Annotated in this window: 24 protein-coding genes and 1 pseudogene; 15 read left to right on the forward strand and 10 right to left on the reverse strand. The window is 35.0% G+C overall.

From position 1 onward, the window contains the following. Positions 1-81: 81 nt before the first annotated feature. A pseudogene (locus IGJ34_RS14455) lies at positions 82-513 on the reverse strand (glycoside hydrolase family 65 protein); the annotation flags it as partial. Positions 514-773: 260 nt separating this feature from the next. On the opposite strand from IGJ34_RS14455, the gene IGJ34_RS14460 reads away from it, so the two are divergent. The 7 genes from IGJ34_RS14460 (at position 774) to IGJ34_RS14490 (ending at position 4,504) form a co-directional block, all read left to right on the forward strand. After that, on the forward strand, positions 774-1,409 hold the full coding sequence (locus IGJ34_RS14460) for an NAD-dependent epimerase/dehydratase family protein (protein WP_069654958.1): 636 nt from the start codon (positions 774-776) through the stop codon (positions 1,407-1,409). Between the two features lie 357 nt (positions 1,410-1,766). After that, positions 1,767-2,162, forward strand: coding sequence for a hypothetical protein (locus IGJ34_RS14465; RefSeq protein ID WP_430597737.1), 396 nt, complete (start codon positions 1,767-1,769; stop codon positions 2,160-2,162). Next, the gene (locus IGJ34_RS14470) at positions 2,162-2,290 is read left to right on the forward strand and encodes a hypothetical protein (RefSeq protein ID WP_430597738.1); all 129 of its coding nucleotides are present in this window, start codon (positions 2,162-2,164) and stop codon (positions 2,288-2,290) included. Before IGJ34_RS14465 ends, IGJ34_RS14470 begins: the two co-directional genes overlap by 1 nt. After that, complete coding sequence (locus tag IGJ34_RS14475; protein WP_430597739.1) at positions 2,287-2,700, forward strand: hypothetical protein; 414 nt, start codon at positions 2,287-2,289, stop codon at positions 2,698-2,700. Before IGJ34_RS14470 ends, IGJ34_RS14475 begins: the two co-directional genes overlap by 4 nt. A gap of 2 nt (positions 2,701-2,702) precedes the next feature. Further along, on the forward strand, positions 2,703-3,899 hold the full coding sequence (locus IGJ34_RS14480; protein WP_430597740.1) for a hypothetical protein: 1,197 nt from the start codon (positions 2,703-2,705) through the stop codon (positions 3,897-3,899). A 14-nt stretch (positions 3,900-3,913) separates the two neighbouring features. Continuing rightward, the gene (locus IGJ34_RS14485; RefSeq protein WP_430597741.1) at positions 3,914-4,222 is read left to right on the forward strand and encodes a hypothetical protein; all 309 of its coding nucleotides are present in this window, start codon (positions 3,914-3,916) and stop codon (positions 4,220-4,222) included. A gap of 12 nt (positions 4,223-4,234) precedes the next feature. Beyond that, entirely contained in the window at positions 4,235-4,504 is a 270-nt protein-coding gene (locus IGJ34_RS14490) for a hypothetical protein (protein ID WP_086443686.1), read from the forward strand. Between the two features lie 204 nt (positions 4,505-4,708). On the opposite strand, the gene IGJ34_RS14495 is transcribed toward IGJ34_RS14490, so the two are convergent. Next, complete coding sequence (locus tag IGJ34_RS14495) at positions 4,709-6,193, reverse strand: lytic polysaccharide monooxygenase (protein WP_430597742.1); 1,485 nt, start codon at positions 6,191-6,193, stop codon at positions 4,709-4,711. 390 nt (positions 6,194-6,583) lie between these two features. Here IGJ34_RS14495 and IGJ34_RS14500 point away from each other — a divergent pair, with 390 nt between their 5' ends. Further along, positions 6,584-8,047, forward strand: coding sequence for a helix-turn-helix domain-containing protein (locus IGJ34_RS14500; protein ID WP_206850782.1), 1,464 nt, complete (start codon positions 6,584-6,586; stop codon positions 8,045-8,047). Positions 8,048-8,276: 229 nt separating this feature from the next. Next, a complete protein-coding gene (locus IGJ34_RS14505) occupies positions 8,277-11,267 on the forward strand; it encodes an LTA synthase family protein (protein ID WP_430597743.1) in 2,991 nt (996 codons plus the stop codon). A 163-nt stretch (positions 11,268-11,430) separates the two neighbouring features. Here the strand turns inward: IGJ34_RS14505 and IGJ34_RS14510 are convergent, their stop codons facing one another. From IGJ34_RS14510 to IGJ34_RS14530, 5 genes are all read right to left on the reverse strand, one after another. Further along, on the reverse strand, positions 11,431-12,204 hold the full coding sequence (locus tag IGJ34_RS14510) for a MurR/RpiR family transcriptional regulator (RefSeq protein WP_111248919.1): 774 nt from the start codon (positions 12,202-12,204) through the stop codon (positions 11,431-11,433). A gap of 127 nt (positions 12,205-12,331) precedes the next feature. Beyond that, a complete protein-coding gene (locus tag IGJ34_RS14515) occupies positions 12,332-12,568 on the reverse strand; it encodes a hypothetical protein (RefSeq protein WP_206836904.1) in 237 nt (78 codons plus the stop codon). A 474-nt stretch (positions 12,569-13,042) separates the two neighbouring features. Next, positions 13,043-13,606 carry a DNA-3-methyladenine glycosylase I gene (locus IGJ34_RS14520; protein WP_069654948.1) on the reverse strand — a complete coding sequence of 188 codons (564 nt, stop codon included), beginning with the start codon at positions 13,604-13,606 and terminating at the stop codon, positions 13,043-13,045. Positions 13,607-13,718: 112 nt separating this feature from the next. After that, positions 13,719-14,417 carry a glucosamine-6-phosphate deaminase gene (locus tag IGJ34_RS14525; protein ID WP_069654947.1) on the reverse strand — a complete coding sequence of 233 codons (699 nt, stop codon included), beginning with the start codon at positions 14,415-14,417 and terminating at the stop codon, positions 13,719-13,721. A 198-nt stretch (positions 14,418-14,615) separates the two neighbouring features. Next, the gene (locus IGJ34_RS14530) at positions 14,616-15,380 is read right to left on the reverse strand and encodes a C39 family peptidase (protein ID WP_111248923.1); all 765 of its coding nucleotides are present in this window, start codon (positions 15,378-15,380) and stop codon (positions 14,616-14,618) included. A gap of 241 nt (positions 15,381-15,621) precedes the next feature. Here IGJ34_RS14530 and IGJ34_RS14535 point away from each other — a divergent pair, with 241 nt between their 5' ends. The 5 genes from IGJ34_RS14535 to IGJ34_RS14555 all read left to right on the forward strand — a co-directional run bounded on the left by IGJ34_RS14535 (position 15,622) and on the right by IGJ34_RS14555 (position 18,461). After that, complete coding sequence (locus IGJ34_RS14535) at positions 15,622-15,987, forward strand: hypothetical protein (RefSeq protein WP_206836907.1); 366 nt, start codon at positions 15,622-15,624, stop codon at positions 15,985-15,987. Between the two features lie 250 nt (positions 15,988-16,237). Beyond that, complete coding sequence (locus tag IGJ34_RS14540; RefSeq protein ID WP_430597744.1) at positions 16,238-16,741, forward strand: GNAT family N-acetyltransferase; 504 nt, start codon at positions 16,238-16,240, stop codon at positions 16,739-16,741. 27 nt (positions 16,742-16,768) lie between these two features. After that, positions 16,769-17,152 carry an ACT domain-containing protein gene (locus tag IGJ34_RS14545; protein WP_430597745.1) on the forward strand — a complete coding sequence of 128 codons (384 nt, stop codon included), beginning with the start codon at positions 16,769-16,771 and terminating at the stop codon, positions 17,150-17,152. Positions 17,153-17,280: 128 nt separating this feature from the next. Beyond that, the gene (locus IGJ34_RS14550; RefSeq protein WP_430597746.1) at positions 17,281-18,024 is read left to right on the forward strand and encodes a class I SAM-dependent methyltransferase; all 744 of its coding nucleotides are present in this window, start codon (positions 17,281-17,283) and stop codon (positions 18,022-18,024) included. Between the two features lie 38 nt (positions 18,025-18,062). Continuing rightward, on the forward strand, positions 18,063-18,461 hold the full coding sequence (locus tag IGJ34_RS14555; protein ID WP_069654941.1) for a DUF1622 domain-containing protein: 399 nt from the start codon (positions 18,063-18,065) through the stop codon (positions 18,459-18,461). A gap of 104 nt (positions 18,462-18,565) precedes the next feature. Here the strand turns inward: IGJ34_RS14555 and IGJ34_RS14560 are convergent, their stop codons facing one another. Then, positions 18,566-19,348 (reverse strand): hypothetical protein, encoded by a 783-nt coding sequence (locus IGJ34_RS14560; protein ID WP_111248928.1) that lies wholly within the window; start codon positions 19,346-19,348, stop codon positions 18,566-18,568. A gap of 271 nt (positions 19,349-19,619) precedes the next feature. Between IGJ34_RS14560 and IGJ34_RS14565 the strand changes: the two genes are divergently transcribed. Beyond that, positions 19,620-20,357, forward strand: coding sequence for a class A sortase (locus IGJ34_RS14565; RefSeq protein WP_069654939.1), 738 nt, complete (start codon positions 19,620-19,622; stop codon positions 20,355-20,357). A 64-nt stretch (positions 20,358-20,421) separates the two neighbouring features. Here the strand turns inward: IGJ34_RS14565 and IGJ34_RS14570 are convergent, their stop codons facing one another. Further along, positions 20,422-20,643, reverse strand: a complete 222-nt coding sequence (locus IGJ34_RS14570) for a hypothetical protein (RefSeq protein ID WP_069654938.1) — start codon at positions 20,641-20,643, stop codon at positions 20,422-20,424. Positions 20,644-20,872: 229 nt separating this feature from the next. Further along, positions 20,873-22,567, reverse strand: a complete 1,695-nt coding sequence (locus tag IGJ34_RS14575; protein WP_430597747.1) for an oleate hydratase — start codon at positions 22,565-22,567, stop codon at positions 20,873-20,875. Positions 22,568-22,624: the final 57 nt, after the last annotated feature.

Below are 22,624 nucleotides of genomic sequence, written 5' to 3' on the forward strand. Positions count from 1 at the left end.
ATAATAGAATTGTCAATACAAAAAGCAGACCTATACTCACGATCAAATTTACTATTCCTTTCAATTATAAATCGTATTTTAACTCTTCATTTGGGCAAAGCCTTGCACGATTGTAAGCCGGTACCCTGTCATTGAGATGATATGCACTCCATCTTCAGTATCATTATAATAATTATCTAAATCCAAGAGAGCTGTGCGCTGATACATTTCTACCGCTTTTTCTTCCATTCCTAATTCTGCTGCTAAAATCGCATCAACACTTGCCGATAAAGATGACTCATAAACAGTCATCGGCTCATAGAATAAGAAATTTCGCTCTCTCTCCGCTCAAGAAAAACGTTCACCAAAGTAATAAATCCCTTGTAACATATCTGCTTGTTTGATAAAGCAAGAACCTAAAATACAATCCCAAGACCAATGTTGATTCAATAGTAAATCATCTAATGATAATGCTGTTTTCGGCATCAAATCCTTATCTAAGAAAGTATCATGCTGTACGAAAACGCCTAACTTTTCATAAAGTTGAGAATTGACTATAGTTTCACGTCAAAAGAATTAACGGCTTCTACCTACAAAATCGTTTTTGATAGAAAAATACGCCTAAAATCAGCGATCATTTTGGTGTTTCAGTTAGTATACAATACTAATCTTACATGCAATAAGGTGAAGTCAATTCCTTTTGCGTACGTTTTTTTGTCTCATTTTAATAGATAATGATAAACTAACGATAAGACAGGTTTAGCATGATAACAAGAAGAGAGTAGGAAGAGCAAATGCAGATAACTATTTTTGGCGGAAGTGGCTTTATTGGACAAAAACTTTCCGAAGAATTGATTGACCGCGGACACAACGTACTATGCATTTCCCGTAACGGAAAACCAAGTAACTTAACAACAGATTGGGCACGAAAAGTCCATTGGGTTCGCTCTGACATTTTAACAGACACCCATTGGCATTCAGCTGTTCAAAAAGCAGATTGGGTCATTGACGCAATCGGAATTTTAAGAGAGCAACCGACTAAAAATGTTACTTACGACCGCTTTATTCTAGAACCCGTTCGACTTATTTTAACGTATCTGAACACACAAGCAACTCCTGCTAAGTTTCTATTTCTATCAGCAAACAGCGCACCATTCCCGTTAAGAAACTATATGGATGCCAAACTCCAAGCTGAACAATTAATCAAAGAACAAGCAAGTGAACCGGTAATTATTTACCCTAGTCTTGTCGTGGATAAAGAGCGTTTTTCTTCCGTGATAAGCGCGGCAGCGATCAATTTTCTAAAAAAAATACCTGGAATCAAAAAACTTACCAAAAGATATGACCCCATTTCAAGAGAACAATTAGCTGTCGAAATTGCCAATGTTCTCGAAGGAAAACCTTCTGTTTACACACATAGACGAACATAAAAAAAGGATTTTCAAATTGTACCGACCTCAAAAAGTTAGACTTAAACATCTACTTTTTTGAGTTTTTTTATATGGAAAAATATAGTATGAAATTCAAAATGCAAACTGTACATATGTAAGAGATCTTATTGACAATAATCCCACTTGGACGATTAATCAATTATCTGGCTATTCCCAATCTGCTTATATGCTAAAAGCCGGCGCTCACTTTGACATACTAACAACTAATGAAGATGATTTATCACAATTAAAACATTGACTCTTTTTAATTTAGTTGTGATAATTAGTTTATAGTAATATTATTTTTACATATCTATTCTTGCACTAAGATCCTGATAATTAAAGGAGAATGAGCCTTTGAAAAAGAAAAAATGGTTTATTGTTTTACTTGTACTTATACTAATTGGAGGTGTCAGTTTGTTTACTTTTAATCAAAATGCGAAGGAAAGAAAAGAGCAACAAATAATAAAAATGGAAACAGTAACTGCAAAGCAAATTAAAAATACCTTTGCGAATGTGACAAAAATTGAATTCGATGAAGAATATGGTGAAGATAAATTGACTGGTTATACTTTAGTTATGGTTACTATAACTAATAGTTTCGGAGAAAGTTCATATATTGGTGTAAACATGTCTATGAATAATAGAGATAGGCTATTAGAATCTTATTCTGGTAAAGTTGAATTTGAAAAAGGTATCACAGAAAATAAAGTTAAAGTGATTTTCTCAAATAAAGCCGAAGGGAATTTATAATGGCTACAGAAAAAGAATCGAGAGATATGAATAAAGAGGTTTACAAAGTTGATCCTAACTATAAAGATAATGGGAATAAAGTTAAATACACTGATAAAACAGATAGTCAAAGGAGCGTGAGGCTTTGAAAAAGAAAAAATGGTTTATTACTTTACTTGTACTTATATTAATTGGAGGTGTTAGTTTGTTTACTTTTAACCAAAATGCGAAGGAAAGAAAAGAACAGCAAGTAATAAAAATGGAAACAACTGTTGTTAAACTAATAAAAGATAGATTTGCAGATGTGAAAGTTGTAGATTTTATTTCCGAAATGTCAGGAGGATACAATGATAAAACTGGCTATTGGACTTTTACTGTGAATATTACAACCGATAAGGGTACTTCTAGTCCTGGAACAATAAATTTTTCGAGCAATCAACAGACGGAGTTAGGTGCTTTCGGGCCCATTGATTCTGATTTTGATAAAATTGTCCTGAATGGAAAAACACAGGACAAAGTTAAGGTAATTTATTCAAATGGTTCTGAAAGTGAAGTGTAAACGTGGCTACAGAAGAACAGTTAAAAGACTTGAATGAAATTGTATATTCAGTTGACCCAAATTTTAAAGATAACGGGAAACCCGTTAAGCAATTAGAAAAAAATACAATTTTCGAAACTACTGATAAGCAAAGGTATAAAGTATTATCAGTAAAAGATGGAGATTACGGATTTCAAGGAATGGCTGTAGCACCGATAGTGAACGGCACACCAGATGTATCTCAAGTAACAGTTGTGGCAGCTGGAACGTATCCTGACGATGGAAGAGATTTTAAAGCTGCTTTAAAAGGGATGTCTCCCAATGGTTCCCCTCAAGCAGACGTTGCTTTACAGTATGTGGGAGACCTTATTGATAATAATCCAAATTGGACGATTAATCAGTTATCTGGCTATTCCCAATCAGCTTATATGCTAAAAGTGGGAGCTCATTTTCAAATCCCAGCTACAGTTTTTAGTGGCTGGTTTCAATATCGTTCCTTAACACCAGCCGAAGAAAAATTTATGAAAGAAAATCCTCATTTATTTTTAAATTACCGTCAGAAAAATGATGATATTACACGATTGAATGACTTTAATACTCGTTTTGGAAATAGCGATGATTTTGGAACAATTGTATGGATAGACGGTAGCAGCCATGCATTAACTAGCTGGGAATTTGATAAAAAAACAGGTCAATTAAAAATTTCAGATAGTTCGGGAAATTCTGAAGGAGCAATGATACAAGCAAGTCATTTTCTCATGCGAGGATTTTTAACTCAATTGACTATGTTAGATCAACTAAAAGCCAAACTAACTGCCAGTGGTGGTGGACTATCAAAGAATGAAAAAATTTATTTAGATGACCAGCAGGCGTTACTAGCAGTTAATACAGGGCGAGCAGCTTATCAAAATGCGATGGCTAATGCTATAAAAGTATATCAACAGGCAATTACAGATGCAGAAGATATCTGGCAAGAAACATTACGGGAAGCCCGTTCTCAAATAGAAGTACTGTCAGATAATGAAATGAAGGATAGCTTATCAGCGATAGGAGCTACTGAACAACGAATAGTTGGTGAACCGACCGAATTTTTTCAGCAAAAAATCAATAAAGCAAGAACGATGGATGAGAAATTCGAATCGTTATCTAAAGAAATCAAAAGTAAAATCAACGAAATGGTTCAAACAGATCAACAACTAGCGCAACAATTAAAGCCTTAAAAAGGAGCTAATAGATGAAAGAGGAACAGATTACAGCAGATTATCAGCGAAAACGCCGTGAACTCGAAGAGGATGAAGATATACTAAAAAATACACAACGAACAGGAGAACAATTAATACAAGAAACGTTGTCAGATATTTACCGAATTGTTCAACAGTCAGCTGTAGATAGCGAGCCTTTTGATCGGGCCAAACAATCAATTATGCAAATAGAAAATGACTATCACGAAGAGTTATCAAGAGCAAAAAAACAGCTGTATCAACAACAAGAAAAACTTGAACAAGACTATCGAAATGACCTCCAAAAAGCAAATAAAGAATAAGGAGTTGTTCTATTGGAAGAATTAGCAAAAAAATTATTGAAAGAGTTAAAAAAGAATTTAGAAAAAATACGTGTACAAGCAATTGGTTCAGCCAAGATACAGAAATCTCATAACATGAAACAAGAATCTAAGAAACAAGGTGAAACAGCCATAGAAAGTGCTAAAAAGGCATTGTCTTCTTCCTCTCAAACTTTAGAAGGAGCAGTTAAAGGTCAGTTTGGAAAAAAAGTAACAGAAGCTTTTGAGAAGCAACAACAAACTTTAGATAAGCTATCTTCTTAGCATTCAATGATTAAATTGATAACACTCTACTAAAACTGTACTTGTTTTAAATCGCTTAAAGTAGTGTAAAATCATCTCTTGTATAATTTGCATTTTAAATTCCATACTATATTTTGCCATATAAAAAGACCCCAAAAAGTTAGATGTTTAGCTCTATCTTTTGAGGGTCGGTACATCTTATCTAACACTTTTTTTCTATATCCTCTATTGCTTAATAGATTCCCAAACTATTACAGTTCCTGGCTGGTCGCCTTTTGTCCACCATTTTGCTTTGTATGTTTGACCTTGGAACGTTACGGTATCGCCACCACTGTACGCTTTGCTTGTTTCCCATTCCAGAACTTTATCTGAAAGTAATCTCCACGCATCTGATTTGTCTGGACGATCACCCTTGGTCCACCATTTTGCTTCATACTCTAAATCATTGAAGAATACTTTATCGCCTGTATTATAAACGTTGTCGGCCTTCCAAGTAGAATGACCACTTGGTTTTTCTTTTGTTTTTACAGAAAATACATCACTAGTATCTGATACGTTTCCGCCAACGCTGATGGCTTTCACTGAGTATTTATACGTTGTCTCAGCATGTAACCCAGTATCTTTAAAGCTTGTTTTTTCTGTCGTGGCAACTTTTTTTCCATCGCGGTACACTTCATACTGTTTGACCCCTAAGAAATGTGCCGATTTTGTCCACATCAAGTCAACTGAATGTTCAGTTGTTCCCATAGAATGAACGTTGGTTGGTGCTGTCGGTTTTTGATTGTCTTCTGCTTCTGATGTTTGTGTTGTTGCTTTAACAACTGTACTTTTTTCAGAAATTTTACCAGTTGTTCCAACTGCTTCTACTTGATAAGCGTAGCTTGTATTTTCAACTAAATTCGTATCATTAAATTGCGTTCCACCAACTGTCGCAACTTTTTTTCCATCGCGGTATACATTATATTCTTTTACATTTGAAACAGTATCCCATGTTAATTTCAGGGAGGAAACCGTCACATCTGATACTTTGACATTCGTTGGGGCTGCTGGTATCTCTTCAACTGGCGGTGTAATTTCTCCATTCCCTTTTACATTTACATCAATGACATTATAAAAGGCATTTGGTGTATCTGCTACATCCCAAACAGCTAAAACAACATGGTAGCCAGAGTGGTCTGCTGGAATATTTACTTGATGTGATTTATTATTTGATGCAGTTGAACCATCATGTTTTACTTCACCAATCAATTGTAAATCTTTTCTAGCGATTGGTTTTTCTGGATTCCAACCATTTTTAGTGATATAGTAATGCCATTTCGTTGTGCTATGAGGCGCAGTATAATACCAAGAGAATGTATTCTGACCTGTCTTAACCGTTTGCTTCACCCAACGGTCAGCTCCAGTTTCATCTAATACGAAGTCAGAAATTTGTCCTAATCCACCGTTTGCAGAAGCAATACGGCCATCTTCTGGACCCGCTTGCGGAAAGCCTTTTGGCGCTTCTAACGATTGCGGGTTTGTAATAACATTCCCATATTTTTCCATCGCTGCTGTCCAGCCCAGAGTATTTTTGTCTAATGACCCTTGGTAACCACGAGCAGCTGGCGTTTCTACATAGCCGTGAGCATTCACTTCATCTGCATTTAACAAACCTGCTCCACCTAAAATAATTGTTGACATCAACGCTAACCCTAATAACTTTTTCTTCATAATTGTCTCCCATCTATTTGTTTCACCTTCAATTGGCTTAACACTAGTTTAAACGTTTTGTAAGAAAAAAAGAGGTCATTTATCGTCATAAAAAAGGAATACTTGGTTAAATCAGTCTTTTCTATTAAAATAATCATAACAATCAAACAAAATACGCTAAATATTACAAATGTTATCCCAAAATGGCGATTATAAAGGTCATTTTTTTCTACTTAAAAGAAAAAAATGGTCTATATATTTCGAGCTTTTGTAAAAAATAATACATTATTATCTAGGTTATATAGACAAAATAGACTGTTTCAAGTTAAAATAGGGTGCAACTTGATATTTACTTCATTATAAGCAGAATAAATAAAAAAAATAACATAAAAACAGAAAGTGTTGATACTATTGAAAGAAATTCTTTCCTCTCGATCAAAACGTCAATTAGAGTTAGTAGAGCTATTAGCTGATAACGATTGGCTCTCTTTTACGAGAGCATCCGAATCTCTAAATGTTCCTGTAAAAACGTTGAAATCAGATATTGTTGAATTAGAAACAGTACTTTCACCTGCCACGATTGAATCGTCAAAAATATATGGTATTCGTTTAGCCACAAATTTTGGATTCTGCAAAACCATTATTTATCAAAAGTTCATAAAAAATAGTGTTGAATTCCAGTTAATTGAAAAGATTTTCTTACATAATTTCTCTACTATCGTTGATTTAGCTAACGATCTTTACATCAGTGTCTCGACAATCAAGCGAATCGTCCTTCGCGTCAATCAACTTCTTCAAATAGAAGGTTTTACGATCAACTTAAAAAAAATGCAGCTTGTCGGCGATCCACATAGTATTTGTAATTTTATGCAACATTATTTTCATGAGAAGTACGGAGTAGCTGAAAGTTTGTTGACACCCGCTCAGTTAGCTATTTTAGATCAAGTTGACCTTCAGATTATTAGTCAAGCCATTCCAGATGAATCATTGCGCAACTTAGATTTTTCTTTATTGAATCGTCTGCGTTTTTACACGTATACCATTATCAATCTGCTAAAACATAATAGTGACAATCAACTTCACGATTTATCAGAAAAAGAATTTGACATTCTTAACGATTCCTATGCTTGCGCTGAATTTTATAGCCAATTTCAGCTACCTTTATCCGCAAGTAATGTAAGTATTTTTTTCTATTTAATTTTTAGTGATCAATATATTGATTCGATTGAAACGCTACGAGAACTGGTAAAAAGCGACCGCAATGCTCTTTTAAAGTATCAAAAAATCGAACATCTTCTACAAGAAATCGAGAAAAAAATGGATTGTCATTGTGACAATTTTGATGATATTTTTATGCGGCTCTATAACCTAGACTATCAAATTCATGGACGAACCTATATTTTGCATGATAAAAACAAAGAATTTCTTACAAGTATCAAAAACTTATATGGTCATTTTCCAATGGAACTGATCCACTCTTTGCAAGCAATTTTTTATGCGAATCCTTATAAAGAATATATGGTTTACGAAGCGATTTCGATTTTGTTTACCCATTGGCCAAACTTACTTGACCGATTAGAATATTCCACTCCTACCTTGAAAGCCTGCCTTTTATTTAATTCTGGTTTGGATTACATGAACATGCTCTCTGAACGAATTAATTATTATTTACGAGGTCGCTTTTCCTGTACACCGCTACAGGTTAGGTCATTAGATGAGCTGGAAAAAGAAGCTTCTGCTTATGATTGCATTATTACAAATATTCCTGAAATCTATATTGATACGATTCCGATCATTGTTATGCCACTAATCCCAGATGCTAAGAGTTTTGATAAATTAATGTTGGTTTATGAAGATTATTTTGAAAAAAACTGATTTTTTCATTTTATTTAAACTTTATTATATAAAAAATAGCGAAATTATATTTATTCAAACGTGAGAAATTTGTCCTATAAGCGAATAGTAAATATAAGACTATCATCTTCCTCCAAGAAGGATTGTAATACCAGCCATTTTACGCTACTATATATTGTAGAATAGCGATACCTATTCGGCATTATGCGAATAAGGTATCTTTAAATATGTATATAGCGGGTGTGTTTCTTTGAAAAAAAATGAATCTAAAAATTATGAATTTTTAACAATTTTGATTGCATGTTTTCTAATCATCATGCAACGAGTATTACTTTCTGCAACTACTGTACCAACCTACACGTTGTATCCTGGGAAGTTTTACATCTATTCCTTTATGAAGGTGGCAGTAGGAGCTGGTCTTAGTTTGGTTCCCTTATATATGGGCTATCATTATCAGAAAATAGCTAATATAAAAGTCTTGCGCTATCTAAGTAGTTTTTTCCTGCTATACATGGTTATAGCACTTACAAACAATGTCTTTTTTTATATTAAGTCTTCCGCATTGAATCTTCGCGATTATTGGATAATACTATTTCCAATTAGCCAAAACTACTTCATTTATGCTGTGTCTTGTGTCCTTTTATTCTGCAGTATTCCACTATTAACAAAGAGACTCAATACCTTATCGACAGACCGTTTAAAAAGAATAACCATTGGTTTGACCATTGCCTTCGTCCTATTGCCTACTTTATTTAATAAAGACATTTGGGGCTTTCAAGAAGGGAAAAATGTGGTCTGGATTTTCTATTTATTTTTTATTGGTTATGTCGTCAAACAGTTAAATCTAGAAAAAAAAATAAAATTTAAATTTTTGCATCTAGGTTTTAGTTTAGGGCTTCTTTTTGGTTTGATTTTACTGATGACACAAGTTTCTTTATTTATTCGAGGTGATGCATCTACAGCTAATCGATTTTCAGTACCCTATTCTTTATTTTCGGTCTACTATGCTTTAAGCTTATTTCTTTTTTCAGAATCTATAGCACAAAAAATCAGCTTAAAAGCTACTGGTACTTTTATCGCTACCAGTTTGATTGTCACACAAGTACTCACTAGCTGGCCATTGACTAATTATAGAGTTTCCACTTTTTGGAAGATAAAGCTCTCTAGTTCCGGCTTAAATTGGCTATTAAATATCCTTAAGTATACTGGTATATACTTGCTTATAGCGATTAGTTTGATTACGATTTGCTTACTGCTTCAAAAATCATCCTTATATAAAAAGCGAATAAACGACTTAAGTTTCGATTCTCCTACTCAATTTTATCAAAAGCTACGCAGCATAAAATCGTGGATTTACAGAAGAAAAGCGCTCTTTTTCGTTGCAATCTTCTTTTACTTTTTCACATGCGTACAACTCTTTTTACTTGATAAAACAGAAGGTTGGTCGCAGACTTTCCAAGTAATCCTTAAAATTTTTACGCAACGTCAATCTATTTTGATATTAACGACTATGATCATCATGGGCTTTTTCCTATTACTTTTATTACTTATGAATCGCTTTTGGTACGTTTTTTCGTTAACTTTTTTGATTGACTTACTCTTAACTGTCTCCAGTGTGATCAAAGTCAATTTAAGAGATGAGCCTGTTTTTCCTTCAGACTTGAAGATGTTAAATAGTATTTCGGAATTACTTTCCATGGTTAGTCCTGTTTTGGTTATGACTGGTGCGATTTTAATCCTCGTGGTGACCATTTCTAGTATCGTGGTGCAAAGAAAGCTACAGCATCAATATGCGCTAAAATTCAATTGGAAAAAAAGAATTATTGGCATCATTACGTTGTCCGTTCTATTTTCAAATGTCTTTTTTATAAATCATAAAAATTCACCTTCTTTCTTATTGTTTAATTTATTTAGAGTCAATAAACTCTTTATCAACCAAGGTGAAACAGTTTTAGAAAATGGTCCGATTATTCAATTTCTGAATAATATCGATATCAAGATAATGGATAAACCAGAAAACTATTCAAAAAATAAAATTGAAGAATTAATGAAAAAATATGATGCCGAAGCTGAAAAAATCAATCAAACAAGAAACGATTGGTTGGAAAATCAAACTCTTATTTTAAATTTAAGTGAAACCTTTAGTGATCCTGCTAGAGTTCCTAACCTTAATGTACTGAATGACCCAATCCCAACGATTAAAGAGCTCATGAAAAAAAATACCGGTGGTACAATGCTATCCGTAGGTTATGGTGGCGGTACCGCTAATATGGAATGGCAAAGTTTGACTGGTTTGGATATCAGTAGTCTATCCGCCTCATTAGTTACACCCTATACCCAGTTAGTCGGAGGGCAACATGTAAGTCCTAATATTACAAACCTGTTCGACGAAAAAATTGCAATTCACCCTTTTACTGCATCGCTGTATCAAAGAAAAAGTGTCTTTGAAAAATTTGGGTTTGATAAATTTTATTATGTAGACAGCCCAGACAAATTGACTTATACAGATAAAATCGAAAGAAGTCCACGAATTTCTGACGAGTCAGCGTACAAAGAAACATTAAAAGCGTTACAAAGTAATACAGAGACTACTCAATTTATTCAATTATCAACCATGCAAAATCATATGCCTTACCAAGATTATTATGATAAGCTCGATTACAGTGCTGAAGGAAAAGCTGTTTTAGAGAGCAGAAAAGGGGAACTAGCGACCTTCATGCAAGGACTTCATTATACAGATGAAGCTGTTAAAGAGTTCATAAAGGAATTGGATAAAATCCAAAAACCGATCACCTTTGTCTTCTATGGTGACCACTTGCCTTCTCTTTATAGTGGTAATGATCAAAAAAAATATGGTTTAGAGCACCATGAGACAGATTATTTTATTTACAGCAATGCTTTTAGCAGAGATCAAATAAAAAAATTAAATAAAAACGTTGTATCACCCTTTAATTTTAATGCCTTAGCATTTGAGCAAGCCAATATCAAGGTAACTCCTTTCTATGCATTATTAACTCAGGTAACAAATAAACTTCCGGCATCCACGATTGATCCAGTAGAAAGTGTCTCAAACCGTTATAACGGGAAACAAGTATTTGTTACAGAAAAAAATAAAATCATTTTAGAAAAAGATTTAACGGAGGAACAAAAAGAAATACTAGAGGATTATAAGTACATTCAATATGACTTAGTTGCAGGTGAACAATATTCTGCTGAATGGGCAGAACAAAAAGTTAAATAATTAAAAAGGGTGTGATACAAAAGTAATAATCATTTTGTATCACACCCTAAATGCACATAAACGTTGGGAGCAGAAGCAATCCCTTCGGAAATAAGCTGGAATTGCTGTAAAACACAACGAGGAACGAGTTGATGTTGCACAGTACCTACTTGGTCACAAAAATTTAGTTACGTGATGTTCCATCAAAAATAGGTACTTTTGTTATTAATTTTTCATAAATCAGATTACTCATCATATGGAGCATCAATCGTGAGCAAAATTTTTTCTGGTTACCAGTGTTACTGGTCAGTACGCAGTATGTGCTAATCGATTTTAATTTAGTCGCTGCTATATTCGTCACTGAAATGATGGTTGTTCTATTGCATTTAGCTTCGATCATGATCTCATCGAGCTCTTCGTGTCGACCACTTAACGAAAATACAACAACCACATCTTGAAACGTGCTGATTTTAGGAATGCGTTCAATCAGTCGTTTATCTGAAAAATCATTCGTCCAAAAATCGATTGATTTTAGCTTATCATTAAATTCAGATGCGACTTGAGCACTTGATTCCGTTCCTATACAAAAAATTCTTCTTGCATTGATTAGACAGTTACATATTTTATCGATATTTTTTTCGTCCACTAATTCTAAAGTCGTTAACGTCTCTTTCTTTATACTATCTAATACATGTAAAAAATTGGATTGTTTTGGGTAAATCTGTTTCTTTTTCTCTCTCGATTGGATGAATGCAGCTTTCAGTTCGTTAAATGTCGCGTAATTTAATTTTTTACATGCCCGAATGACTGTAGTATTCGATATATACAGCGCATCTTTGATGTCTTTCAATTTTAACCCTTCGATTTCTTCAAATTTTAAAATAAAATGAATAACTTCCCGTTCGGCTTCTGACAATCTCTCATAGTTTGAATTGATATCCTTATAAATATCACTCACACAAATCAAATCCTCTCTATCTCAAAGCGTTACTATTCTCTGAAAACGAACGAACATGGTGGTAGTTCCAAGTATTTCCAACGATATTGATAGGAACTTGCTGTTCTGTTTTAGTGAACTACAACGATTAATCCTGTTTCTCCAGAAAGAAACGCTTAGGTAAAACCGATCGGCCTTCTCCTTTATTCATTAGCTCGATCATCAAGTAAATAGAGTCAACTTCGACCATTTTACATGTCTGCGGATTGATTAAAGACAGCATCATCTTTCTATATAGACATCCCTTATCTTGGCTAAACAGGTTCCCCTGTTGCAGATAGCCAACTGTTTTATCAAGTAAAACATTATACGTGAATAAACTCACTTTGTTTGTACTCTGTATGTCTAGTTCTTTTGTTCCATCTATTTCTTCTAATCGACCCGTTTTTTAATAAATAGCGCACTGTTAGATACGTAATTGCTGCCTTCTTTTATTTCAAACTATCATGAGTCGAAGAAAATGGTGCCTATACAAATAATTTTCAAGATCTACTCTTTAAAGCTTATCTTATTTCAAAAAAAGTACAAGAGGAAATTTCTACTTTATACTCCAGATTGTATGTATGAGACAGTTCTGACGGGGTCAATCTATTTATTGATAAAAAATTGCATGATACTATTATTCCCGTTTTAGGTTGGTAAAACATGCAACGTTCCCTGAAATATATCCTCTACAATCCAGATACATAGCAAACCGTTGCCTTTAGTATGTAAACTGAAAAACGAATTCAAAAGAAAGTAGTTCTTTTTGAAATCCTTTCTATTTTTACACATTAGAAATACCCTGTCCTATGCATTTTTACTCTTCTTGTCGCTTAAAACAATGTGCTAAATGATCATCTACCATGCCTGTTGCTTGCATAAATGCATAGACTGTCGTTGTACCTAAAAATTTAAATCCCTTTTTCTTCAAATCTTTGCTGATTTTATCTGATAATTCCGTTGATGCTGGAACTTCTCCAACTTCTTTCCACCTATTTTTAATTGGTGTTCCATCCACATACGCCCAAATAAATTGATCAAAACTACCATATTCCTCTTGAATCCTCATAAAGACTTGCGCATTATTGATTGTTGCATTGATTTTTAGCTTATTTCTGATGATTCCTGGATCTTTCAATAAAGAATCGATCTTCTCTTGGGTATACTCGGCAATTTTTGTATAATCAAACTGATCGTATGCACTGGTGAGTGTCCCTCTTTTCTTTAGAATCGTTGACCAGCTCAACCCAGCTTGCATACTTTCTAAAATCAGCATTTCAAAAAGTTTTTGATCACTATGCTCAGCGGTTCCCCATTCCTCATCGTGATATGTTTCTTCTAATTCTTTACCCTGTGCCCAATCACATCTGATTTTTTCCATATTCGACTCCATTCTTATAACGTTTAATCAAGAATAACACGAGAACATACGTTTGTAAATTGAGTTTTAAAAAAGATCAAGGCCGTTTACTCCCTTAATCTTTAAAAGCTATTTATCTATCTAATTTACTTGCTGCTGCTTCATCTAAGATAACAGTAAGATTCGGATGTAATTGTAAAATAGATGCAGGGAACTCTTCGGTGACGGGTCCTTGTAAGACGTTCTTTACCATCTCAGCTTTTTTCTCACCATTCACGATCAAAATCAAGTGTTTTACCCGCATGACACTAACAGGTCCCATAGTAACGAACTCCATATCTTTTTCCATCATGTCTGGTACAAACCAAGGTTCTTCACCAGTGACCTTTATCTTGTAAGTCAAATTTTCAAAACTTGTCGTTGTCGGCATATTCCCACAGAAATGACCATCTCCACCTAAACCGATCAACATGGCATCTAATCCGCCGTCCATTGCCAAACGTTTGTCTTGTTCAGCATAATTTTCAACGGTTAAAGGATGAATATTGGCTTCATCGATAGTGGCAGGAGTAAAATATAGTTTTCGTAAATCTGTGATCGTTATTCCTTCCTTTTGACCAGCGACAGGAATTTCATCAAAGTTATAATAGTGAACATTGGCATAATTGGGGGAATCTTTTACAATTTCTACCATTTTTTTATAAACATGAACTGGGGTATTCCCTGCTGTTATTGATAAGTTAACCCGTTTATCTTGGCTCATATGACCAAATAAAATATTTTTAGTTGTTTCGCTCATTGCTTCAAAGTCTTTCTCAATCATAATTTTCATGTGGCTCACTCCATTTCCTTTTTATACGTCCATTGTATAATGTGGGAACCATCCCATGTCAACGGTTTTTCCGAAAAACAGAAAAGAGTGTAGCCCAAACGAAAAACGCCGTTTTGCTCCACACTTTAAATTAAGTAGCACTATGAAATATCAGCTTTATCTTGTTGCGATAATGTACAATTAAAATCTTTCAACTCTCTATTTGTAGATTACCCAAAAATTCAAGGCTTCATTCATCAATTCATCCGCTGTAAACTCTTTTTTCGAATGTCCTTTTGCTTCTGAATCATTTGGATCATTCAGCCAAAATTTTCCGTTATTTGTCCCACTAAGCACCATGATATGACCTGTTTTTGTAAATAAACCTGGCTTTACAGATATGATTACAGGATGTTTCTGTTTCAAGTGCTCTTCTACAGAGGCAATATCTGTTTCAAGATCTTGAAATTGATACCCTTTTACCATTGCAAAATCAGAGAACGCCGACCAAGCCGTACCTTCCCCTTCAACAAAATAATCATTTTTGGACCAGTCTAAAATATCTTGAGGTGTATATGATTTGTTATCTAAATAAGATGATACCATTGCTAAAGACAAAATCGCACAACCATTAATTTCTAAGGTATTCCCATCAGGATTTCCCATGCCATATGGCGTTGTCTTCCATTTATCGTCTGTTTGCAATAATAAGTTGATTGGCATCCGGTTCGCAAATTTCCCATCACTTAAATCTTGATTGATTTGTTCAGTATAAGTTAGTTTTTTGACTTTTTCTGGTTCTTTTTTAGTTTCACTTGTCTCCGTTACTTCTATCTCGTCCGCCTTACTATCATTAAATAAAGCTGAAAATCCGTGTCCTTCTTCCATCGGTGCTACTTTTGCTAAAATCGCTCCTGCAAATGCAGTTGCTACTAATAATCCTATGATATAAACTTTTGAATTCTTCGTCTCTTTTTGGTTCATTGGTATCTCCTTCTTTTCAGTTGAAAGTCTTAGCCGATCACTCACTTTCAAACGAATTACATATACAGTAATCAGTACTTCTAATATTACTGAATATATTGAAAAAAGCAAGTAGGAATAATCATTGACGAAATTATTACGAACATATTTTCTTGAATTTTTTGTCTTTTTTAGGTAGAATGATAGTACCTGATTATTCAGAGTCTGACAGTAGCAGTAAATTCGTAAAGGAGGTAGAAGAATGGACAATAACCATAAATCAACAATGAAAAGCATTTCAAAATTGATCAGCCAGTCTTCCCAAAGTTTCTTTTCGGCGTTTTTAGACGACTCTAAAGATAAGCAGAGCAAAAATAAAGAGCGTGAAGAAATTCTTAAGAAATTACAAGTTGCTTCTGCTCAAAAAAGTTTAGTTGTTTTACAATTAAAGGAAGTGCCGACTTCTCAAAAGTTTGAAACAGTTTCCGGTTGGATCGTTTCTAAAAAAATTGGTGATTCGATCATGCTACGCTTACAAGAAGATAGTCAACAAATTCGGATGATTACTGTTGAACATATAAAAAAAGTAAGTACTTTGTCTAAAAATGACAAACGTCTAATCAAATAAACAAAGCAGTTAGAGGGAAAGATACTATTTCTCTCTGGCTGTTTTTTTATCTAAAAACAAGAGATTACTCGCCAACTTATAACACTAAAAAACTAACGCTAAACACTTCTCCTTATGCTTTTGACTTTTATAAACATCTCGATTTTACGTCTACAGAACCTTAGCAAGAAATAGATGGGCTGTTTTTGTTCCGAGAGAAAAAATAGTATAAGATCACTGCACAAAAGCAAGTAAACGGGGTATACTAAAGATGAAGAAAGTATCTTATCTGTCAGGAGGGACAATCATGTATTTGAAAATGTATAATGATACACATCAAACACTTATCGATCATTACTGCTTATCAGACATAAAGTTACGCTATGTTCGTGAGCCTAGAATTGCTATTGCATTAACACAAAAAGACCCACGACGGCACGCTGTTCTTATTTTCGAAGACGAGCATTTGGTTGCTTTTTTGACCCTGTTTGAAGCAAAGGGCAGTAGTCCTTACTCTGATAATAAAAACTGTTTAATTGTGCAAGATATTTCAACTGACTTTCGCCATTTAAATAATGGGTATGTTCGACAAGCCATTCAATTGCTTCCATCATTCATTCGTCAACACTTTTCAACGATCGACCAACTTATGATTGTTGTCAATGAGGACAAAGCCTTCACCCAAGCATTATGTGTGGATGCAGGCTTTGAAGACACCTGTCAGCTGGTCCCGCCTATTTATGGTTCACAAGTACGGTTACAGCTTCCTGTTTAAATATAAAAGGTATATGGAGGAAACACAATGCAACTAAAATTATTAGATAAACTAAACTATACAATCATGAAATTTCCTACCCATACCAAAATCCCTATGTCTTTTCATGAGATAAACGACTTCAAAAGTATCACTTATGCAGAAGATGAATGTTCGATTGTTGTTCCTTGTGGCTCACTTGAAACGGATCAAGCTCTTTCTGTCGATAATGATTGGTTTATTATCCAGATCGTCGGTGAATTAGACTTTTCTTTAATCGGTATTTTAACACAATTAGCCAACCCTTTAGCCGAAAATCATATCTCGATTTTCGCCCTCTCTACTTATAATACAGATTACCTTTTAATCAAAAACAAGGATAAAGACAACGCTATTCGTGTATTGTGTGATTGCGGTCATACTTTTCACTAAAACGGTAAGCATCAAGTTGCACCTTATAAAAGCTCAACTTCTTGTTCCATTCTCTTTTATGGGTATTATTTTAGCAATCTGATACAATATAGACTATAGAACATACACTTTTTAAAAGGAGCTATACAATGAAAAATGAGTATGACAACCCTATCTTTTTTGCAGCGTACAGCGAAATGGATCGATCAAAAAAAGGGCTGGAAGGTGCCGGCGAATGGCATGAGCTGAAAAAACTACTCCCTGATTTTACTGGAAAAACGGTTCTGGATCTTGGCTGCGGTTACGGCTGGCATTGCCGATATGCCGTTGAGAACGGTGCTAAAAAAGTCATTGGCATTGATTTATCTGAACGAATGATTGAAAAAGCGAAGGAAATGACAAATTCCTCAAAAATCAGTTATCACTTAATGGGTATGGAAGAAATCGACGGGTTGAACGAAACATTCGATATTGTCATCAGCTCGTTGGCACTTCACTATGTGCCTTCATTCCATGAGATTGCAAAGAAGGTCAATCACTGTTTAACCGCTGGTGGCGATTTTGTCTTTTCCGCAGAACATCCAATTTTTACCGCACAAGGAACAGAAGATTGGGTTTACGACCAGGATAAGCAACCCCTTTATTGGCCAGTTGACCGCTATTTTGATGAGAGTATTCGCGAAACAACCTTTTTAGGTGAATCAGTCCTGAAATACCATAAGACTTTAACAACTTATCTAGATGGCTTATTAACGAACGGCTTTCAGCTTACCCGAATTGTCGAGCCAATGCCTGCTCCTGAAATGTTAGAAGCTAGTACTGAAATGCGTAATGAGTTGCGTAGACCGATGATGTTGCTGGTTTCTGCTAAAAAAGGCATCCAACAAGACTAAATCATTTCGATGGTCTTACCAAAAAGGAGGGATACCGAATGCACGATTTAGCTCAAAATATTATGGATAACTTGATTCCATTTTTTGATCTATTTATTTTAGCGTTGAATATTTTTTCAATCATTGTCTTGATTTGGGGTGTTATCATGGCTGGAATCGATTTTCTAAAAAGTGAACGCTTAGACCGAAATCGTATTGTGATGGCCCGACAAAATAATTTCATTAAAAGTTTTCTAGGTAGTTATATTTTGCTTAGTTTGGAAATACTGATTGCTGCAGATATTATTGAATCGATCATCAAACCAACCTTTCAAGATATTTTAAAATTAGCCATTTTGGTCGTGATCCGAACAGTGATTTCGTACTTCTTGCATAAAGAAATTGAAGATGCGTTGAAAGATAAGGAAAATGAACTAGACGAAAAAAAGACAAGCTGAATTAAAAACTAAACCGACCTAAAAGCATTAGATTTTGATCTAACGTTTGTAGGTCGGTTTAGTTTTCACTTTCTTCCGCTTGCTCATTTTATTCTATAATGTCCTTATGCCTGTCTGGGCAAATCGGTGAATCCAAACTCATCTTCTTGCATTAAACGCCATCTTCGTTTGGCTGTATTGTAAATCAGTATTGCTATTACTGGTTCGTTGCGATACGCAAAGTTTTTTGTTTTCCATAAAGAATCCTCCACTACATGAATAGGGATATGGTATTCTTTGCCTTTGATATCCATCTGATCGAAACAAAAAACAACGCCTTCTTGTAAAATTGTCTTCATTTCTTTCAATAATTCTACATCCAGCTTCTCAACTGAAACGCCTCGTTTAAAGAATGTTTTTCGATCATTGACTTTTTCCAAAATCACCCGAGTGATCTTATCCGCCAAAATCCGATAAAACTCGTCGATATAACGATAATAAACCCTTGTCATGTGATCGACAAATTCAAAAAAAACGAAATCATTTTGTAATTTATAAAAAAATGGCGAATGAAGACTCGTTTTCATATGACCAAAGTAAAGCAGCTCTGAAATTTCCAAAGGTGTCAATTCTTTGAGCATTGTAACATCTGAAAAATCGATCCATTTAATCTCTTCGTTCATTTTGCGCCGATGAGCAGTAGAAAAATAGTACTCTACATTCTCTTGTCCGCGAATAATTTTTAATCCGCTGTGCATATCGTACTCCCCTTCTTCAACAGAAGGATTCAGTAATAGCAGGTTCTTAGGGTGATGAACAATGGAGCGCGTAAAGTCTGTATGTGTGATCCCTTTTGATAATACTGCATTACTCGTCATATCAATATGTACATAAATCAAATCCAACATTTGTTCTATCACCCCCATCGTTTGTCTTCTATTCCATTCTACAATATTTCTGAAAGAAAAGCTTGTGTCTTTTATTTTAAGATTAAGTTACAAAGAGTTAAAAAGTGCCCACTTTCTATATCAGATAAAGGATATCCACTAAAAAATAATGTGCAATTTCCGTACTTTTAAGGTTCCTTTTTAATATATCTATTTATAAAAAAAATAAGAATTTTAAACTAGGGTTTCAAATTGATTTATGATACACTTAAAAGAAAAAAGGAGGATGCTTATGGCCTCGAAAAAAGTACGCCCTAAAAAGAAAAAATCAAGAAAAAGTAATTGGCTGATTAATATCTTCCTATTCTTATTACTCATTGTTGGTTTAGCCTTAGTTTTCAATACACAAATCAGAAATTGGTTGATTCAACAAAATGGAAAAGAATATGCTGTAGAGAAGTTAACGCCTGAAATCGTTCAAAAAAATAATCAGACCGATACTTCTTTTGACTTTGCTGCAGTTGAATCTCTTAGTACAGAAGCTGTTCTAAAAGCCCAGCTGTCAAATAAAAACCTGCCTGTTGTTGGTGCCGTTGCACTGCCTGATGTAAAAATCAACTTGCCGATTTTCAGAGGATTAGACAATGTTGTTTTACTAACGGGTGCTGGAACGATGAAGCCGGATCAAGAGATGGGGAAAGGCAATTATGCTCTTGCTAGTCATCGTGTACAGGACATGATTTCTTTGTTTTCACCACTGGAATATTCAAAACCAGGAGAACTGATTTATACGACAGATTTGAACAATGTTTATACATATAAAATCACTTATGTTGAAAAAATCGATCCTTCCAGAGTAGAGTTGATCGATGACGTCCCAGGCAAGAAGATGATCACATTGATCACCTGTGGCGATATGTATGCGACAACACGAATCGCTGTGCAAGGTGAATTAGAATCAGTCACACCAATGGAAAAGGCTACACAAGCAATGACAGACGCATTCAATATGGAACAATTAACATTATAGGTTCTCAAAAATAAAACAGCTAAACTAAAAGTTGCATGCTTTTAATTTAGCTGTTTTATTCTATTTACAGATGAGTCGTTTTCCTCATTCGACCATATCCATAACGAATAGTGGATAAAATAAGTACGATTGGATAGATGAATAGTGTCACCGCAAGCCACTCAACGCTAAAAACAGACATAAATGAAACATGATATGTAACTGCATAAATCAATGGCAACACAATGGCCAACAACCCATAATACAAACTCATCTCAAATACTACTGTTTTAAATACTCGTTTCATGAACCATTCCCCTATTCCTTTTGACTTTATCTGTTATTTTTTCTCTTCTTTATTTCCCTACTTCTCTATTATACGTTTTTGTCTTGAGAGAAACATCCATCTAAAGTCCGAGATTTTTCTAGGTCATTCTTCCTATAACTCTATTGATTAGAGTTATCCTAAAAGAGTAAGGCTAGGACATCACACTACGCGTCACATCCAGCCTCACTCTTTTAGTACCTATCACTTATTATCTAAACATCGTCTGAGCAGCTTTTGCTAACACTTTTGGATCACGATTGTAAGGTGTCACCGGAATGATTTCCTTATCAATATCAAATAACGTATAGACAGCTATTCTCGCAGCTCGTACAGAATATTCTTCTGTAAAGACCATATCTTTCGGAATTTCCACAAATTGACTGACCATCGCAAAATTCGTACTATTTTCTGGAACAACTTGCGGACGATCTGTCATTTTACGTGGTTGGAACTGTGCGTCAATATAAGGCATGTAAGCTGGAATCACATTCACTACATCTTTGATGATTTCATCCCAATCCGCTTGCCACCCCATTTGGCAAATCCATTCGTATAAAATCTCTTCCCCAGTACAATCACGCATTGGTTTTTTCACGTAATCACCGACTTTATCTGTGTAAATACCATAGCCCCAGAAAATAGTCGTATCAGGGTCTTGATTTTTAAAATGAGGTTGCGCCGCCACAACGGTACTCATCAACCAACTTGAATCTTTTAACGTCATTAAAGCACCTGATCCAGGAATGTTGCCAGAAAATTCTTCAATTCGTTTTAATAATTTGTCCCCACGACAAGTGACAGTAAAGCTTTCCCAATTTGTTTCAGCTTCGTTTCCAAAGAATGGTTCAGGATTCCCTAAGCCAGCTTTTTTCTTCGCAATATTGCGCCATAGACGTGCAGAACGAGATTCTTCTGTAACAACTGGCGCTGGTGTGCTCCAATCCCCTTCTGTCGAACTATCTGTCATCGTTCCGTTAGTCATGATTACCACGTCTTCTGCGTTTAGTTCGATTGTTTCTCCATCGCCAAGTTTCAACGCCGTTACGGTAATTTCAGCGCCTGGTTCAAATTCTAAATCAACCACATCTTCATTTAGCGTAAAGTCTACCCCATGTTTTTCTAAAAATGCTTTCAATGGTAAAATCACGCTATCGTATTGGTTTAGCGGTGTTCGAGTAACCCCTTCTAAGGTATCAATACGAGAAAATTCTAAAATCATTCGATTCATGTAACGACGTAATTCAAACGCACTGCTCCATTTTTGGAACGCGAATGTTGTTTGCCACATATACCAGAAATTTGTTTCAAAGAAATGCGGACCAAACCACTCTTCGATCGTTACGTCATCTAAGCTTTCTTCAGATGCCGCTAATAGTTTTGTCATCGCTAGACGATCTTCGTTGTCAAAGCCCATTGTATGAACATCAAGGATTTCTTGATTTTTTGTCACTAAACGAGCTTGTGCATGCGTCGGATGTAAATGATCAAAATTCAAAATCTCTTCTGTCACACTATGATTGGGCCATTCAAGTGAAGGAATACTGTCGAACAATTCCCAGAAATTTTCATAAGTTTCTTCGTTTAGCATCCGACCACCACGCGCGACGAAGCCTTTGTCATTCGTACCGATCCCGTCATTACTTCCACCAAGAATTTTCATCCCTTCGATCACATGGATGTTCTTTCCACTAAAATTAGCATCTCGTATTAAGTAAACCGCTGCCGCCATAGTTGCAATACCACCGCCAATCAGATAAACCTGTTTGTCTCCATAATAACGGCTATTGATTTCTTCTTCTACTTCAGCAGCAGTTGTTGCTTTTTTTTCAGCAGATACTTTTTTAGCAAGGTAAGCCGCACCTAATGCACTTGCGGCAGCTAATCCAATATGTCTTTTTTTCATGAAAATCCCCCCGATTCAATTTATGTACCTAGCGTACAATGCTTTCATGCAAATGTC

This window comes from Enterococcus sp. AZ177 (assembly GCF_050544585.1).
In the GTDB taxonomy this organism is placed as follows: Bacteria; Bacillota; Bacilli; order Lactobacillales; family Enterococcaceae; genus Enterococcus_L; species Enterococcus_L plantarum.

Coding starts and splice junctions, on each gene's coding strand:
- IGJ34_RS14560 (WP_111248928.1), bottom strand. CDS start 19,348: ATGTTGGATTTGATTTATGTACATATTGATATGACGAGTAATGCAGTA.
- IGJ34_RS14485 (WP_430597741.1), top strand. CDS start 3,914: ATGAAAGAGGAACAGATTACAGCAGATTATCAGCGAAAACGCCGTGAA.
- IGJ34_RS14460 (WP_069654958.1), top strand. CDS start 774: ATGCAGATAACTATTTTTGGCGGAAGTGGCTTTATTGGACAAAAACTT.
- IGJ34_RS14470 (WP_430597738.1), top strand. CDS start 2,162: ATGGCTACAGAAAAAGAATCGAGAGATATGAATAAAGAGGTTTACAAA.
- IGJ34_RS14530 (WP_111248923.1), bottom strand. CDS start 15,380: ATGAACCAAAAAGAGACGAAGAATTCAAAAGTTTATATCATAGGATTA.
- IGJ34_RS14565 (WP_069654939.1), top strand. CDS start 19,620: ATGGCCTCGAAAAAAGTACGCCCTAAAAAGAAAAAATCAAGAAAAAGT.
- IGJ34_RS14495 (WP_430597742.1), bottom strand. CDS start 6,193: ATGAAGAAAAAGTTATTAGGGTTAGCGTTGATGTCAACAATTATTTTA.
- IGJ34_RS14570 (WP_069654938.1), bottom strand. CDS start 20,643: ATGAAACGAGTATTTAAAACAGTAGTATTTGAGATGAGTTTGTATTAT.
- IGJ34_RS14550 (WP_430597746.1), top strand. CDS start 17,281: ATGAAAAATGAGTATGACAACCCTATCTTTTTTGCAGCGTACAGCGAA.
- IGJ34_RS14525 (WP_069654947.1), bottom strand. CDS start 14,417: ATGAAAATTATGATTGAGAAAGACTTTGAAGCAATGAGCGAAACAACT.
- IGJ34_RS14575 (WP_430597747.1), bottom strand. CDS start 22,567: ATGAAAAAAAGACATATTGGATTAGCTGCCGCAAGTGCATTAGGTGCG.
- IGJ34_RS14520 (WP_069654948.1), bottom strand. CDS start 13,606: ATGGAAAAAATCAGATGTGATTGGGCACAGGGTAAAGAATTAGAAGAA.
- IGJ34_RS14555 (WP_069654941.1), top strand. CDS start 18,063: ATGCACGATTTAGCTCAAAATATTATGGATAACTTGATTCCATTTTTT.
- IGJ34_RS14545 (WP_430597745.1), top strand. CDS start 16,769: ATGCAACTAAAATTATTAGATAAACTAAACTATACAATCATGAAATTT.
- IGJ34_RS14535 (WP_206836907.1), top strand. CDS start 15,622: ATGGACAATAACCATAAATCAACAATGAAAAGCATTTCAAAATTGATC.
- IGJ34_RS14540 (WP_430597744.1), top strand. CDS start 16,238: ATGAAGAAAGTATCTTATCTGTCAGGAGGGACAATCATGTATTTGAAA.